Annotated in this window: 16 protein-coding genes; 13 read left to right on the forward strand and 3 right to left on the reverse strand. The window is 63.8% G+C overall.

The window, feature by feature from the left end; translation table 11 throughout:
* Window positions 1-168: 168 nt before the first annotated feature.
* From HG549_RS14975 to HG549_RS15015, 9 genes are all read left to right on the forward strand, one after another.
* Entirely contained in the window at window positions 169-654 is a 486-nt protein-coding gene (locus HG549_RS14975) for a flavin reductase family protein (RefSeq protein ID WP_170030287.1), read from the forward strand.
* A gap of 84 nt (window positions 655-738) precedes the next feature.
* Window positions 739-1779: an LLM class flavin-dependent oxidoreductase gene (locus HG549_RS14980; protein ID WP_170030288.1), complete on the forward strand. Its 1041-nt coding sequence runs from the start codon at window positions 739-741 to the stop codon at window positions 1777-1779.
* A 515-nt stretch (window positions 1780-2294) separates the two neighbouring features.
* A complete protein-coding gene (locus HG549_RS14985) occupies window positions 2295-2891 on the forward strand; it encodes an amino acid synthesis family protein (protein WP_016715710.1) in 597 nt (198 codons plus the stop codon).
* A gap of 63 nt (window positions 2892-2954) precedes the next feature.
* Window positions 2955-3788, forward strand: coding sequence for an alpha/beta fold hydrolase (locus HG549_RS14990; RefSeq protein WP_170030289.1), 834 nt, complete (start codon window positions 2955-2957; stop codon window positions 3786-3788).
* Complete coding sequence (locus tag HG549_RS14995; protein ID WP_170030290.1) at window positions 3785-5266, forward strand: aldehyde dehydrogenase; 1482 nt, start codon at window positions 3785-3787, stop codon at window positions 5264-5266. Before HG549_RS14990 ends, HG549_RS14995 begins: the two co-directional genes overlap by 4 nt.
* 13 nt (window positions 5267-5279) lie before the next feature.
* Window positions 5280-5765, forward strand: a complete 486-nt coding sequence (locus HG549_RS15000) for a flavin reductase family protein (protein WP_104881861.1) — start codon at window positions 5280-5282, stop codon at window positions 5763-5765.
* A gap of 140 nt (window positions 5766-5905) precedes the next feature.
* Window positions 5906-6295 (forward strand): carboxymuconolactone decarboxylase family protein, encoded by a 390-nt coding sequence (locus HG549_RS15005; RefSeq protein WP_170030291.1) that lies wholly within the window; start codon window positions 5906-5908, stop codon window positions 6293-6295.
* Window positions 6296-6385: 90 nt separating this feature from the next.
* Window positions 6386-7138 carry a GntR family transcriptional regulator gene (locus HG549_RS15010; RefSeq protein ID WP_170030292.1) on the forward strand — a complete coding sequence of 251 codons (753 nt, stop codon included), beginning with the start codon at window positions 6386-6388 and terminating at the stop codon, window positions 7136-7138.
* Between the two features lie 2 nt (window positions 7139-7140).
* Window positions 7141-7704, forward strand: coding sequence for an NUDIX hydrolase (locus HG549_RS15015; protein ID WP_170030293.1), 564 nt, complete (start codon window positions 7141-7143; stop codon window positions 7702-7704).
* Between the two features lie 42 nt (window positions 7705-7746).
* Here HG549_RS15015 and HG549_RS15020 read toward each other — a convergent pair whose 3' ends face one another.
* Window positions 7747-8379: a LysE family translocator gene (locus HG549_RS15020; RefSeq protein ID WP_170030294.1), complete on the reverse strand. Its 633-nt coding sequence runs from the start codon at window positions 8377-8379 to the stop codon at window positions 7747-7749.
* Window positions 8380-8449: 70 nt separating this feature from the next.
* Complete coding sequence (locus tag HG549_RS15025) at window positions 8450-9064, reverse strand: LysE family translocator (protein ID WP_170030295.1); 615 nt, start codon at window positions 9062-9064, stop codon at window positions 8450-8452.
* 113 nt (window positions 9065-9177) lie between these two features.
* On the opposite strand from HG549_RS15025, the gene HG549_RS15030 reads away from it, so the two are divergent.
* On the forward strand, window positions 9178-9630 hold the full coding sequence (locus HG549_RS15030) for an Lrp/AsnC family transcriptional regulator (RefSeq protein ID WP_170030296.1): 453 nt from the start codon (window positions 9178-9180) through the stop codon (window positions 9628-9630).
* Window positions 9631-10018: 388 nt separating this feature from the next.
* On the forward strand, window positions 10019-11431 hold the full coding sequence (locus HG549_RS15035) for a cytosine permease (RefSeq protein WP_170030297.1): 1413 nt from the start codon (window positions 10019-10021) through the stop codon (window positions 11429-11431).
* 46 nt (window positions 11432-11477) lie between these two features.
* On the opposite strand, the gene HG549_RS15040 is transcribed toward HG549_RS15035, so the two are convergent.
* Window positions 11478-12182, reverse strand: coding sequence for an NUDIX hydrolase (locus HG549_RS15040; protein ID WP_170030298.1), 705 nt, complete (start codon window positions 12180-12182; stop codon window positions 11478-11480).
* Between the two features lie 141 nt (window positions 12183-12323).
* Here HG549_RS15040 and HG549_RS15045 point away from each other — a divergent pair, with 141 nt between their 5' ends.
* Window positions 12324-12974 carry an isochorismatase family protein gene (locus HG549_RS15045; protein ID WP_170030299.1) on the forward strand — a complete coding sequence of 217 codons (651 nt, stop codon included), beginning with the start codon at window positions 12324-12326 and terminating at the stop codon, window positions 12972-12974.
* On the forward strand, window positions 12971-14170 hold the full coding sequence (gene pncB / locus HG549_RS15050) for a nicotinate phosphoribosyltransferase (protein ID WP_170030300.1): 1200 nt from the start codon (window positions 12971-12973) through the stop codon (window positions 14168-14170). Before HG549_RS15045 ends, pncB begins: the two co-directional genes overlap by 4 nt.
* Window positions 14171-14204: the final 34 nt, after the last annotated feature.

Raw genomic sequence — 14204 nt, forward strand, 5'->3', positions numbered from 1 at the left:
GGCGAACCTGCTTGGCAGCCAAACCCACGGCATTCGTGGCCTTGCGCCGCCCATCGCGATAACCGTGAGCGTGAAAATTCCGCTTGCAAAATAGGTATTACGGTATACCATCAGACACATCAACGATAAAAACCGCGGACCACCGCAGCCCTTCAGAGGTACACCCCGATGATCGACGCAACCGTCTACAAGCACGTCCTGGGCTCCTTCCCGTCCGGCGTTACCGTCATCACCACCCTGGACGACGACGGCGCGGTCGTCGGCCTGACCGCCAGCGCCTTCTCCTCGCTGTCGATGGACCCGCCGCTGGTGCTGTTCTGCCCCAACTACAGCTCCGACTCCTACCCAGTACTGATCCGGCAGAAGCGCTTCGCCATCCACCTGCTCTCCGGTGAACAGCAAGCCGAAGCCTATGCGTTCGCCAAGAAAGGCAAGGACAAGGCCAGCGGCATCGAATGGACCCTGAGTGAACTGGGCAACCCGATCCTGGCTGGCGCCACCGCGGTCATCGAGTGCGAACTGTGGCGTGAATATGAAGGTGGCGACCACGCCATCATGGTCGGCAAGGTGCACAACCTGATCGTCCCGGCGGAGGCGCCACGGCCAATGGTGTACTGCCGCGGCAAGATGGCCAGCCTGCCCGCCTTTGCCTGAGCCTGGCAGCCAGACGCAGGCCCGCTCCCACACTGAAGCCCGCTGCATTGGCGGGCGAAAACAACAAGCGTTGAGGAAAGCCCCATGAAATTTTCGTTGTTCGTGCACATGGAACGTTGGGATGAACAGGTCAGCCACCGCCAGTTGTTCGAAGACCTCACCGAACTGACCCTGATGGCCGAAAACGGCGGTTTCAGCACCGTGTGGATCGGCGAACACCACGCCATGGAATACACCATTTCGCCAAGCCCGATGCCATTGCTGGCCTACCTGGCCGCACGCACCGAAAAGATCCGCCTGGGCGCCGGTACCATCATCGCGCCGTTCTGGAACCCGATCCGGGTCGCCGGCGAGTGCGCCCTGCTCGACGTGATCAGCAAGGGCCGCATGGAAGTGGGCCTGGCCCGAGGCGCCTACCAGTTCGAGTTCGACCGCATGGCCGGTGGCATGCCGGCCACCGACGGCGGCAAGGCCCTGCGGGAAATGGTGCCGGTGGTGCGCAAGCTGTGGGAAGGCGACTACGCCCATGACGGCGAGGTGTACAAGTTCCCCACCTCCACCAGCGTGCCGAAGCCCTACAACGCCGTCCCGCCGATGTGGATCGCCGCCCGCGACCCGGACTCGCACAACTTTGCCGTGGCCAATGGCTGCAACGTGATGGTGACGCCATTGATGAAGGGCGACGAAGAAGTGCTGGACCTGAAGAACAAGTTCCAGGCCGCCTGCGACAACAACCCGGGCGTGCCGCGCCCGCAACTGATGGTACTGCGCCACACCCACGTGCACAGCCCGGCCGAGCCGGACGGCTGGAAGGTCGGCGCCCAGGCCATCTCGCGCTTCTATCGCACCTTCGATGCCTGGTTCGGCAACAAGACCACCCCGGTCAACGGGTTCCTTGAGCCAAGCCCGGAGTCGAAGTTTGCCGAAGTGCCGGCGTTCGAGCTGGAGAACATCCGCAAGAACACCATGATCGGCACCCCGCAAGAGATCATCGCCCGCATCAAGTACTACCAGGCGCTGGGCGTCGACGAGTTCAGTTTCTGGTGCGACAACAGCCTGCCGCATGCCGAGAAGAAGAAGTCGCTCGAGCTGTTCATCAAGGAAGTGGTGCCGGCGTTCGCCTGAATTCCCTTTGCCTGAATTATTGCGGGATGCGCCCGCTTGCGTAGGTCATCGTGGCCTGCGGGAGCGGGTTTTTTTTGGTGTGTAGGGCCTGGGTTTTGTGGGGAGGTTGAGATCGAGCGCCGCCCGCGCGGCGCATCGCGGATAAATCCGCTCCTACATTTGTTGCAACGTGGCCATGCCTGTGAGGCCACGGTTGTCAGCCTTGTTGGCATGACGGGATTCTTGGGTGGGCATTGATGCCGCCTCGCATGCCTTGAGACATGCACCAAGGCTGGCAACCATGGCGTAACAGGTTCGGCACGTTGCAACAAATGTGGGAGCGGATTTATCCGCGATGCGCCGCGCGGGCGGCGCTCGATCTCGACGACACCACAAAACCCAAGGCATCCCCTCACCTTTCATCCCCTAGCCTTTCATCCCCCTCGCAAGAGAAATTTCGCGCCCCCTCTTGCACAACAAATATTATGGTATACCATCAGACAACAAGAGCTGATAACCCTCACCAGGAGCCATCCATGAGTTTCGAAATCCGCAAGATCGTCACCTACTCCGAAGAGACCCGCATCGAAGGCGGCAAGGCCACCGACAAGCCGGTGACCATGGTCGGCCTGGCCGTGGTGATCAAGAACCCATGGGCCGGTCGCGGTTTCGTTGAAGATCTGAAGCCGGAAATCCGCGCCAACTGCTCGGACCTGGGGGCCCTGATGGTCGAGCGCCTGACCGCCGCCATCGGTGGTGCCGACAAGATCGAAGCCTATGGCAAAGCGGCCGTGGTCGGCGCCGATGGCGAAATCGAGCACGCCTCGGCGGTGATCCACACCCTGCGCTTCGGCAACCACTACCGCGAAGCGGTGCAGGCCAAGAGCTACCTGAGCTTCACCAACAAGCGCGGCGGCCCGGGCACGTCGATCCAGATCCCGATGATGCAGAAGGACGACGAAGGCCTGCGTTCGCACTACATCACCCTGGAAATGCAGATCGAAGACGCCCCGCGCGCCGATGAAATCGTCGTGGTCCTGGGCGCTGCCGACGGTGGCCGCCTGCACCCACGCATCGGTAACCGCTACATCGACCTGGAAGAACTGGCTGCCGAAAAAGCCAACGCTCAATAACAACAACCAGGACGGGGCGTGACGTACCTACCCGCCGCGCCCGCCCCTGAAGGAGCGCCCTCCATGATTCAGCCTGTTGCTGAACGCACCCCCGCCGGCACCAGCTACCTGTCCGTTGGCCAGGGCCAACCCGTGGTACTGATCCATGGCGTGGGCCTGAACAAGGAAATGTGGGGCGGTCAGTTCGTTGGCCTGGCCAACGACTACCGCGTCATCGCCTACGACATGCTAGGCCACGGCCACAGCGCCCTGCCGGCCGCCGACATCGGCCTGGAAGGCTATGCCGCCCAGCTTGCCGAACTGCTCGACCACCTGCAGATCGCACAGGCCACCGTGATCGGCTTCTCCATGGGTGGCCTGGTCGCCCGCGCGTTCGCCCTGCATTACCCGCAGCGTCTGGCGGCACTGGTGATACTCAACAGTGTGTTCAACCGCACCCCCGAACAGAGTGCCGGGGTTATCGCCCGCGCCGCCCAGGCGGCCGAGCAAGGCCCCGACGCCAATGTCGACGCCGCGCTCGACCGCTGGTTCAGCCGTGAATACAAGGCTGCCAACCCGGCGCAGGTCGCTGCCATTCGCCAGGTCCTGGCCAGCAACGACCCGCAGGGCTACCACACCACGTATTCGCTGTTCGCCACCCAGGACATGTACCGCGCTGGCGACCTAGGCAGCATCCAGGTGCCGACGCTGATCGCCACCGGCGAGCTCGACTCGGGCTCCACCCCGGCCATGGCTCGCCAGCTCGCCGCCAGCATTCCGGGTGCGCACTGTGTGGTCCTTGCCGAGCAACGGCATATGATGCCGGTGGAAGCACCGCGCGAAGTCAACAAGATGCTGCTGGACTTCCTCGCGCAAGCCCGCACCCTCACCGAATCCGCCAAGGGGATTGTTGCATGACCCTCGTTCGTTTCCAGATGTGCATCGACGGCCAATGGCGCGATGCCCAGAGCGGCAAGACCTTCGACAGCCTCAACCCGGCCACTGCCCAGGCCTGGGCGCAGTTGCCCGATGCCGACGAAGCCGATGTGGAGCTGGCCGTGCAGGCCGCCCAGCGGGCCTTCGACAGCCAGCAATGGCGCAGCCTCAGCGCCACCGCGCGTGGCAAGCTGCTGCGCCGCCTGGGCGACCTGATTGCCGAAAACAAGGAACACCTGGCGCAGTTGGAAAGCCGTGACAACGGCAAGCTGATCCGCGAAACCCGCGGCCAGGTCGGCTACCTGCCGGAGTTTTTCCACTACACCGCAGGCCTGGCCGACAAGCTCGAAGGCGGCACCCTGCCGCTGGACAAGACCGACCTGTTCGCCTACACCGTGCACGAGCCGATCGGCGTGGTGGCCGGGATCATCCCGTGGAACAGCCCGCTGTACCTCACCGCGATCAAGCTGGCGCCGGCCCTGGCCGCCGGCAACACCATCGTGCTCAAACCGTCCGAGCACGCCTCGGCGACCATCCTCGAGCTGGCCCGCCTGGCCCTGGAAGCCGGCTTCCCGCCCGGCGTGGTCAACGTGGTCACCGGCTACGGCCCTAGCACCGGCGCGGCGCTGACCCGCCACCCGCTGGTGCGCAAGATCGCCTTCACCGGCGGTGCCGCCACCGCCCGCCACGTGGTGCGCAGCAGTGCCGAGAACTTCGCCAAGCTGTCGCTGGAGCTGGGCGGCAAGTCGCCAAACATCATCTTCGCCGACGCCGACCTGGACAGCGCCATCAACGGCGCCGTGGCCGGCATCTATGCCGCCTCCGGGCAAAGCTGCGTGGCCGGCTCGCGCCTGCTGGTGCAGGACGAGATCTTCGACGAGTTCGTCGCGCGCCTGATCGCCCGCGCCAAGCGCATCCGTATCGGCAACCCGCAGGACGACGCCAGCGAAATGGGCCCGATGGCCACCGCGCAACAGTTGGCCGTGGTCGAAGGCCTGGTAGCGGCGGCCAAGGCCGAAGGCGCCAAGCTGCACATGGGCGGCAAGCGCGCCGAGGTCGAGGGTGACGGCTGGTTCTACGAGCCGACCCTGTTCGAGTGCGACAGCAACTCGATGACCATCATGCAGGAAGAAGTGTTCGGCCCGGTTGCCGCGGTGATCCGCTTCAAGACCGAAGAACAAGCCCTGGCCATCGCCAACGACTCGCAGTTCGGCCTGGCCGCCGGTATCTGGACCCGCGACCTGGGCCGTGCCCACCGCCTGGCCCGCGACGTGCGCTCGGGGATCATCTGGGTCAACACCTACCGCGCCGTCTCGGCCATGGCGCCGATCGGCGGCTTCAAGAACAGCGGCTACGGCCGTGAGAGCGGCATCGATTCGGTGCTGGCCTATACCGAGCTGAAGACGGTGTGGATCAACCTGTCCACCACGCCCATGCCCGATCCCTTTGTCATGCGCTAGGAGAACTGCGCCCATGATCGAACCCGGCATCTACAAAGACGTGATGGGCTCTTTCCCGTCCGGCGTCACGGTGGTCACCACCCTGGACGCCGACGGTGCCATCGTCGGCATCACCGCCAGCGCGTTCAGCGCGTTGTCGATCGACCCGGCACTGGTGCTGTTCTGCCCCAACTACGCCTCCGACACCTACCCGATCCTGCGTGACAGCAAGCAGTTCGCCATCCACCTGTTGTCTGCCGACCAGACCGCCGAGGCCTACGCGTTCGCCGGCAAGGGCAAGGACAAGGCCAAGGGCATCGAGTGGCACCTGAGCGAGCTGGGCAACCCGCTGCTGAGCAAGGCCACGGCGATCATCGAATGCGAACTGTGGCGCGAATACGATGGCGGCGACCACGCGATCATCGTTGGTGCGGTGAAGAACCTGGTGCTGCCGGCCGAGCCGGTGACGCCGATGGTCTACCACAAGGGCAAGCTGGGCGCCCTGCCGCCATTGGGCTGAGAGACCTGATTGGCTTCTTCGCGGGCTCGCCCGCTCCCACAGGTCCTGCACAGGTTTCAGTATCTATGCGATCCCTGTGGGAGCGGGCAAACCCGCGAAGAAGCCCACACCGATGACCCTATTTTTCCGGAGCACTGCCCATGAGCACTGAAAAGTACGAGAAAGGCCTGCAGATCCGCACCCAGGTGCTGGGCGAGGAATACGTCAATCGCTCCATCCAGAACGCCGACGCGTTCACCCAGCCACTGCAGGAGCTGGTCACCGAGTACTGCTGGGGCCACGTCTGGGGCCGCGAAGGCCTCTCGCTGAAAGAGCGCAGCATGATAAACTTGGCCATGATTTCCGCGCTCAACCGGCCCCACGAGCTCAAGCTGCACATTCGCGGCGCCTTGCGTAATGGCCTGAGCCGTGAACAGATTCGCGAGATCCTGCTCCAGGTCGGCATTTATTGCGGCGTGCCCGCGGCGGTGGACAGCTTCCGCCTGGCCCGCGAAGCGTTCGCTGAAGCCGATGCGGAGTCAACCCGTTAACACCGGGCTGTTCGAACCCTTGCAAGGAGCACCCGAGGTTCGTGGTGCTGTTGCAGTTGCGGTCGGGCAGCCTCTTTCAGAGCGCACTCGATGAAACGCCAGCCACTCGACGACAGTTTCAAGGTCAACCGCAACCCCGTTACCCTGCGCGAAATCGTGCTCGACAAGCTGCGCGCCGCGATCATGAACTTCCACCTGCTGCCAGGCGACCGCCTGGTCGAACGCGACCTCTGCGACCGCCTCGGCGTCAGCCGCACCTCGGTGCGTGAAGCCCTGCGCCACCTGGAGTCGGAAGGCCTGGTGGAGTTCGCCGACGCCAAGGGCCCGCGCGTGGCCATCATCACCCTCGAAGACGCCCGCGACATCTATGAACTGCGCTGCGTGCTCGAAGGCCTGATCGTGCAACTGTTCACCCTCAATGCCAAGGCCAAGGACATCCGCGCCCTGGAGCGCGCACTGGAGGTCAACCGCGAGGCCCTCGAAGAAGGCGAGCTGCAACAGGTGCTGGATTCGGTACAAGGCTTCTACGATGTGCTGCTGGAGGGCTCCGGCAACCAGGTGGCAGCCCAGCAGCTGCGCCAGTTGCAGGCCCGCATCAGCTACCTGCGCGCCACCTCGGTATCGCAGGAAAACCGCCGCGGCGCCAGCAACCGGGAAATGGAAAAGATCGTCGAGGCGATCAAGAGCGGCGACCCGCTGGCAGCCCACCAGGCCTCGGTCGATCACGTCCGCGCCGCGGCCAAGGTCGCCCTGGACTACCTGCGCCAGAAGCAGGATGACAATACCAAGGTGCGCGATATCGTCGAGCCCCTGGCCCTCAAGGAACCCCGCATAGGCCGCTGACCATGCCCAACGCCCCGCGCTACTGCCCGCACTGCACCACGGAACTGGCCCGGGGCGTTCCCACAGGCGACACCCACGAACGCCTGCACTGCACCGGCTGCGGCTACATCCACTACATCAACCCGAAGATCATTGCCGGTTGCATCATCGAGCGCGATGGCAAATACCTGCTATGCCAGCGCGCCATCCCGCCGCGCCCGGGCACCTGGACCTTGCCCGCCGGCTTCATGGAGGCCGGCGAGACCACCGAACAGGCAGCCTTGCGCGAAGTCTGGGAAGAAACCGGCGTACGCGCCGAGATCGTCTCGCCATACTCGATCTTCAGCGTGCCGAAGATCAGCGAGGTGTACATCATCTTCCGCGCCATCGCCACCGAGGAAACCGGGCAATACGGGGCGGAAACACTGGCCTGCAAGTTCTTCGAGCCGGACGACATCCCCTGGGACGACATCTACTACCCGGCGATCCGGCAGATTCTGGAGCGCTACATTCTCGAGCGGCAAGCTGGGGTGTATGGCATCTACATGGGCAATGACGACACCGGCAAGGTGCACTTCATTCGCTAGCCTGTGCCGGCCTCTCATCCGCAGCCATCCGCAGGCTCACGTTCAGCGCCGCCCCTCAGCCAGCATGCGCACGGCCAGGCCCGCCAGCACCGTGCCCATCAGCCAGCGTTGTAGCTGCTGCCACGATGGGCGCCCGGCCAGGAACACCGCGATCGACCCGGCCATGATCGCGATCAGGGCATTCACCGTGACGCTGATGGTGATCTGCGTCGAACCCAGCACCAGCGACTGCAACAGCACGCTGCCATGGCCCGGCTCGATGAACTGCGGCATCAGCGACAGGTACATCACGGCGATCTTGGGGTTGAGCAGGCTGGTGGCAAAGCCCATGGTGAACAGCCGCCGCGGGCTGTCGGCAGGCAGGTCACGAACCTGGAAGGGTGAACGGCCGCCAGGGCGCAGCGCCTGCCAGGCCAGGTACAACAGGTACAGCGCGCCGCCGATGCGCAGCGCATCGTAGGCCAAGGGCACCGCCATCACCAGGGCAGTGATCCCCAGGGCGGCGCAGACCATGTAGATGACGAAGCCCAGGGCCACACCGCCCAGCGAGATCAACCCGGCCTTGCGGCCCTGGCAGATCGAGCGGGAGATCAGGTAGATCATGTTCGGCCCAGGGGTCAGGACCATGCCGAGGCAGATCAGGGCGAAGGTGAGCAGTTGCGCGGTGTCGGGCATGGGCACGTCCTGGTTGTGCGTTGCAGTGCTGCGAGTTTATCCGAGGCCTCGCCTGTCGTCTGCTCCAGCCTCACCCCAGCTGCGCGGCGACCAAGCCCACGGCCACCATGATCATCGCCACGCCGGAAACCCGCCCGACCAGCTTCGCCGCCTGCGGTCGGGTGCTGAGCACGGCTTTGGCGCCATAGCCGACCAGCGAATAGATCACCAGCGAACTGCACAGGTGCACCAACCCCAGCAGCAGTATCTGCACCGGCACCGGCCAACTCGACTGCGGGTCGGTGAATTGCGGCAGCAGGGCCAGGAACAGCAGGAATACTTTCGGGTTCAGGCCACTGACACAAAACCCCTTGAACGCCCAGCGCGACCTCGAATCCCCCGCGCCGCCCTGCCCGGCCGCCGGCAATGCCGGGCTCAGCAGCAGGTTGCCACCCAGCCACAGCAGGTAGCTGCACCCTGCCAGGGTCAGCAGGGTCAGCGCCAGCGGGTGACCCGCCAGCAGGCTGCCGACGCCGGCCGCCACCACCAGGGTCGCCAGGAAATGCCCCGACAACATCCCCGCTACCGCAGGCATCACCCAGCGTCCGCGCATGCCCGCCGAAATGGCATAGGCCCAGTCCGCGCCGGGGGTTATCACAAACAGCATCGACACGGCCCAGAACGCCGCCAGAACACTGAGAGCCACTTGAATCTTCCTTCTTCCACTGCTTTGGGATGAGCAAAAGATTACGTATTCCGCTGCGGCATTTTCTTTCGTATATTCCCTCCCTGCCTTCAGTTACTGGAAGATTCTTCTCAATGGACAGGATCGATCGAAAAATCCTTGCCGAGCTGCAAAAAGACGGTCGGTTGTCGGTGACTGAGCTGGCCGACCGCGTCGGGCTCAGCCTGTCGCCTTGCCATCGGCGTTTGAAGGCATTGGAGGAAAACGGCGCGATTCTTGGCTATCACGCCCGGTTGGCGCCCAGTGCGCTGGGCCTGAACTTTGCCGCGCTGGTATTCGTGACCCTGCGCGAAGTGACCCGCCAGCCGGTGGCGGACTTTGAAGCAGCCTTGGCCGAGATCCCGCAGATCGTCGAAGCACAGCGGCTGTTTGGCGACCCGGATTACCTGCTGCATGTGGTAGCCAGGGACTTGCCGGCATTCCAGAAGCTGTACGACGAGCAGCTGACCAGCATTCCCAATGTGAAGCGGTTGAGTTCGACCCTGGTGATGAAAGAGGTGATTCAGGATCGCTTGTTGCCGATGTAGCGGTTGGCTTCTGCTGCCTGCTTGCCTTCCCCAGCCCATGCCCCTGCGCTGCACCTGGGGCAGCAGGTCCACCCGCGAGATGGCCAGTCCAGGCGCGCATTCCAGCTGCCCCGCAAAAGCGCACAGCGCACCACCACAGCCCAGCGCAAATCGCCCGCCAGCAGCCCACCCCGTCTACTCCAGGCCCTCCCGCCCACTGGCATTCTTCTTGCTGCCGTCACCCGCTTAAGCTTTTGTCAGCCTTAGGTTTTTTAAGGTTTATGGGCACATATTTACTAATTTCTCGTTATCCCCGCGCCCCGCATCATCGCTCCAACAAGAACGCGTCGCCCTTCGCCGGCACGCCCCCGGGCAGTTCCCAATGCCCTACCTTGCCTTGGAGTCAGTCATGACCAGTGCAGCCAATTCGGCACCCCTGATAGAAAAACACACGATCGGCTACGTGCCCCCGCAAGACCGCCATGGAAAGGTAAGGGATCTGTTCACACTGTGGTTCGGCGGCAACATCGCGCCGCTGCCCATCGTTACCGGCGCATTGGGCGTGCAGCTGTTCCACCTGAACCTGCTGTGGGGCGTCGTCGCCATCCTGGTCGGCCATCTGCTTGGCGGTGTGCTGATGGCGCTGCACTCGGCCCAGGGCCCGCAGATGGGCATCCCGCAGATGATCCAGAGCCGCGCCCAGTTCGGCTCGCTTGGCGCACTGCTGGTCGTGGTGATCGCCGGGGTCATGTACATCGGCTTCTTCGCCTCCAATATCGTCCTTGCCGGCAAGTCGCTGCACGGTGTGGTCGATGCCGTGCCCGTGCCGGTGGGCATCGTCATCGGCGCACTGGGCTCGGGCATCATCGGCATCATCGGCTACCGCTTCATCCACGTGCTCAACCGTATCGGTACCTGGGTACTGGGCATCGGCATCGTGGTCGGCTTCGGCTACATCTTCAGCCATGTGCAAAGCGACGATTTCCTTACCCGCGGCGGCTTCAACCTGGCCGGCTGGCTGGCCACCGTGTCGCTGGCGGCGCTGTGGCAGATCGCCTTCGCCCCATACGTGTCGGACTATTCACGTTACCTGCCGGCGGACGTCAAGGTCAGCGCCACGTTCTGGACCACCTACCTGGGTTCCGCGCTGGGTTCGAGCCTGTCGTTCATCTTCGGCGCGGTGGCGGTACTGGCGATCCCGGCCGGCATGGATACCATGGACGCCGTCAAGCTGGCCACCGGCACCCTGGGGCCGATCATGCTGGTGCTGTTCCTGCTCAGCGTGATCAGCCACAACGCCCTCAACCTGTATGGTGCGGTACTGTCGATCATCACCCTGGTGCAAACCTTCGCCTACCGCTGGATCCCCACCGCCAACAGCCGCGCGGTGCTGTCACTGGTGGTGCTGAGCGCCTGCTGCGTGGTGGCGGTGTTCGCCTCGGCAGACTTCATCGGCCATTTCGTCGACATGGTGCTGGTGCTGCTGGTGGTATTGGTGCCGTGGACCGCGATCAACCTGATCGACTTCTACGCCATTCACAAGGGGGACTACGACATCCAGTCGATCTTCCAGGTCGATGGAGGCATCTACGGGCGCTACAACCCGCAGGCGCTGGTTGCCTATGCGGTGGGCATCGTGGTGCAGATCCCGTTCATGAACACGCCGCTGTATGTCGGGCCGATTGCCGAGCACATCAACGGTGCAGACCTGTCGTGGCTGGTGGGCCTGGCGGTCACTTCGCCGCTTTACTGGTGGCTGGCCAGCCGCGACAGCGCCTACCGTCGTCGCCAGGCCGGCGCCAAGGTAGCCATGGGGCACTGAGCCCTTCTGCGCTCGATCAGGCATCAAGGGGTGAGCGGCAAGCCTGTCAGGCGCCCTCGGGCAACAGGCTACGGTCGAACATGAACGCCCGCTCACCCTGCGGCGTATAGGCATACAACTGCTGCGGCCGCCCCAGCCGCGGCTGGTTCTTCTCCCCGGTATCCCTCACCCACCCCAGCTCGCGCAAGCGCTCCAGCCGCTTGCGCAGCGAGGTGTTGTTCACCGCCTGCCCCAGGCAGGCCTGCACGGCCCCCAGTGCATCCAGCACAGTGAACTTCTCTGCCAGCAGGTAAAGCGGCAAGCTGCTGTACACCGTCTTCGCGGCAAGGCGCTCGCGGGCGCGGCCGACCAGCAGGTTATGGTCGAACGGCAGCAGCACCTTGCGCTCCAGCACGCTGTCCAGATCGAAGAACGCCAGCTGCTCGCCCTCGACCTGCTGTTGCGGGTCGAGCAGCGCCAGGTAGAAAGTGCTCAGCGACCAGCCCCTGGGGTCACGGAAGGCATTGCCTTCGGTACCCACCTGTTCCAGGTAACGCGGCAATACCTTGGCCTTTTCGCGCAGGGCCCGGTCGGCAGCGCCTTCCAGGCTGGTATCAGGGGTTCGGCCATTGACGATGACCCCGGGCAAGGCCCATTGGCCGGCATGCGGTTCTCGCTCACGACGGTGCAACAACACTTGCAGATGCTGCGCTTCAGGGGCCATGCGCAGGGCGACGATATCGACGCTGGCCAGGACTTCGGTGTTACTCACGGGATGGCTCCGCTCAGGAATCCGCTCATATTCCACCAGAGAGGTTAAGTAATACAAGCATCAACCGCAAAACAAAAAGCACTTGACATACTTAATGCACCAGGTGAATTATATCGCCAGCCCTCAGCAAGGAGTACCGTCATGAAGATCGCCAGCTTCGATGTCGACGCGCAAAATGGCTTCACCGCCAACGCCCCGCAAGAGCTACCCGTGCCCGAAGGTGACGAAATCGTGGCGGATCTCAATGCCATGGCGCAGCGCGCCGACCTGCGCCTGGGCAGCAAGGACGCCCACCCGGCCAACGCCGCCTGGGTGGTCGCCGACCACGCCGACATGTTGCAGCCGCTGCCACTGGCCGATGCCGACCTGACCTGGGTCAGCCACTGCGTACCCGGCACTGCGGGCTTCGAACTGCTGCCCGGCCTGCCCGCCCCCATCGATTATGATTACTTCGTCTGGAAAGGCGTCGAGCCCGACCTGCACCCCTACGGTGCCTGTTACCACGACCTGGCCGAGCGCCGCTCCACCGGGGTGATCGAGTACCTCAAGGTAAACCAGGTGGGTGCGGTGATCGTCGGCGGCTTGGCCCTGGACTACTGTGTCAGGACCACCGCCCGGCAACTGCGCCAGGCCGGCTTCCAGGTGCTGCTGTACCTGCCCGCCTGCCGCGCCCTCACCCAGGCGGGGGCGATCGAGGCGTGTGGTGCGCTGGCCGCCGAGGGCGTGATCCTCTGTGGGGACGCAGCGGCACTCGACCACCAGCTTGCCCGAATCAAGGAAGACCGCCCATGAGCGATAGCGTTTTCGGTCCGCGTATCATCCAGAACCTGCTGGATACCGACTTCTACAAGATCACCATGATGCAGGCAGTGCTGCACAACTACCCCAACGCCGAGGTGGAGTGGGAGTTCCGCTGCCGCAATAACGAGAACCTCGCCCCCTACCTGGCGGAAATCCGCTACCAGGTGGAACAACTGGCCGAGGTCAGCGTCACCCACGACCAGCTCGCCTACCTGGAGAAAATCCCCTTCATCAAGGCGGATTTCATCCGCTTTCTCAGCCTGTTCCGCTTCAACCTGCGCTATGTGCAGGTGTACCTGGATGATGCCGGGCAACTGGCGATCCGCGTGCGTGGGCCATGGCTGCACGTGATTCTCTACGAGATCCCGCTGCTGGCGATCATCAGCGAGGTGCGCAACCGCTACCGCTATCGCGAGGTGGTGATCGAGCAGGTTCGCGAGCGCCTGTACCAGAAACTCGACTGGCTCAAGGCCGAGGCCAGCAACGAAGAACTGGCCGGCTTCCAACTGGCCGATTTCGGTACCCGGCGGCGCTTTTCCTATCGGGTGCAGGAAGAGGTGGTGCACATTCTCACGCGTGACTTCCCGGGCCGCTTTGTCGGTACCAGCAACGTGCACCTGGCCCGGGAGTTCCAGCTCAAGCCGATCGGCACCATGGCCCACGAGTGGTTCATGGCCCACCAGCAGCTCGGCCCACGGCTGGTCGACAGCCAGGCTGCCGCGCTGGAATGCTGGGTGCGGGAATACCGCGGGTTACTCGGCATCGCCCTGACCGATTGCATCACCATGGACGCGTTCCTCGGCGATTTCGACCTGTACTTTGCCAAGCTGTTCGATGGCCTGCGGCATGACTCGGGCGACCCGCTGGCCTGGGCGGAAAAGGCCATTGCACACTATGAGCGGCTGGGCATCGACCCGAAGAGCAAGACGCTGATCTTTTCCGATGGCCTGGATTTCGCCAAGGCGCTGGGGCTGTACCGGGCGCTGCATGGGCGGATCAATGTGAGCTTTGGCATTGGTACGCGGCTGACCTGCGATATTCCAGGTGTGGAACCGATGAATATCGTGATCAAGATGACCGCGTGCAATGGCGCGCCGGTAGCGAAGATCTCCGACAGCCCGGGCAAGACCCAGTGCCGGGATGAGAACTTCGTGGCTTATCTGAAGCATGTCTTTCAGGTGAGCTGAGGGCACCTGCACCGGCCTCTTCACGGGTAATCCG

The sequence above is a fragment of the Pseudomonas sp. SK genome, from assembly GCF_012975065.1.
Lineage (GTDB): Bacteria > Pseudomonadota > Gammaproteobacteria > Pseudomonadales > Pseudomonadaceae > Aquipseudomonas > Aquipseudomonas anuradhapurensis.

What these genes read in the sequence shown, in the direction of transcription:
- HG549_RS14975 (WP_170030287.1), top strand. Translation starts at nt 169, where the DNA reads ATGATCGACGCAACCGTCTACAAGCACGTCCTGGGCTCCTTCCCGTCC.
- HG549_RS14980 (WP_170030288.1), top strand. Translation starts at nt 739, where the DNA reads ATGAAATTTTCGTTGTTCGTGCACATGGAACGTTGGGATGAACAGGTC.
- HG549_RS14985 (WP_016715710.1), top strand. Translation starts at nt 2,295, where the DNA reads ATGAGTTTCGAAATCCGCAAGATCGTCACCTACTCCGAAGAGACCCGC.
- HG549_RS14990 (WP_170030289.1), top strand. Translation starts at nt 2,955, where the DNA reads ATGATTCAGCCTGTTGCTGAACGCACCCCCGCCGGCACCAGCTACCTG.
- HG549_RS14995 (WP_170030290.1), top strand. Translation starts at nt 3,785, where the DNA reads ATGACCCTCGTTCGTTTCCAGATGTGCATCGACGGCCAATGGCGCGAT.
- HG549_RS15000 (WP_104881861.1), top strand. Translation starts at nt 5,280, where the DNA reads ATGATCGAACCCGGCATCTACAAAGACGTGATGGGCTCTTTCCCGTCC.
- HG549_RS15005 (WP_170030291.1), top strand. Translation starts at nt 5,906, where the DNA reads ATGAGCACTGAAAAGTACGAGAAAGGCCTGCAGATCCGCACCCAGGTG.
- HG549_RS15010 (WP_170030292.1), top strand. Translation starts at nt 6,386, where the DNA reads ATGAAACGCCAGCCACTCGACGACAGTTTCAAGGTCAACCGCAACCCC.
- HG549_RS15015 (WP_170030293.1), top strand. Translation starts at nt 7,141, where the DNA reads ATGCCCAACGCCCCGCGCTACTGCCCGCACTGCACCACGGAACTGGCC.
- HG549_RS15020 (WP_170030294.1), bottom strand. Translation starts at nt 8,379, where the DNA reads ATGCCCGACACCGCGCAACTGCTCACCTTCGCCCTGATCTGCCTCGGC.
- HG549_RS15030 (WP_170030296.1), top strand. Translation starts at nt 9,178, where the DNA reads ATGGACAGGATCGATCGAAAAATCCTTGCCGAGCTGCAAAAAGACGGT.
- HG549_RS15035 (WP_170030297.1), top strand. Translation starts at nt 10,019, where the DNA reads ATGACCAGTGCAGCCAATTCGGCACCCCTGATAGAAAAACACACGATC.
- HG549_RS15045 (WP_170030299.1), top strand. Translation starts at nt 12,324, where the DNA reads ATGAAGATCGCCAGCTTCGATGTCGACGCGCAAAATGGCTTCACCGCC.
- pncB (WP_170030300.1), top strand. Translation starts at nt 12,971, where the DNA reads ATGAGCGATAGCGTTTTCGGTCCGCGTATCATCCAGAACCTGCTGGAT.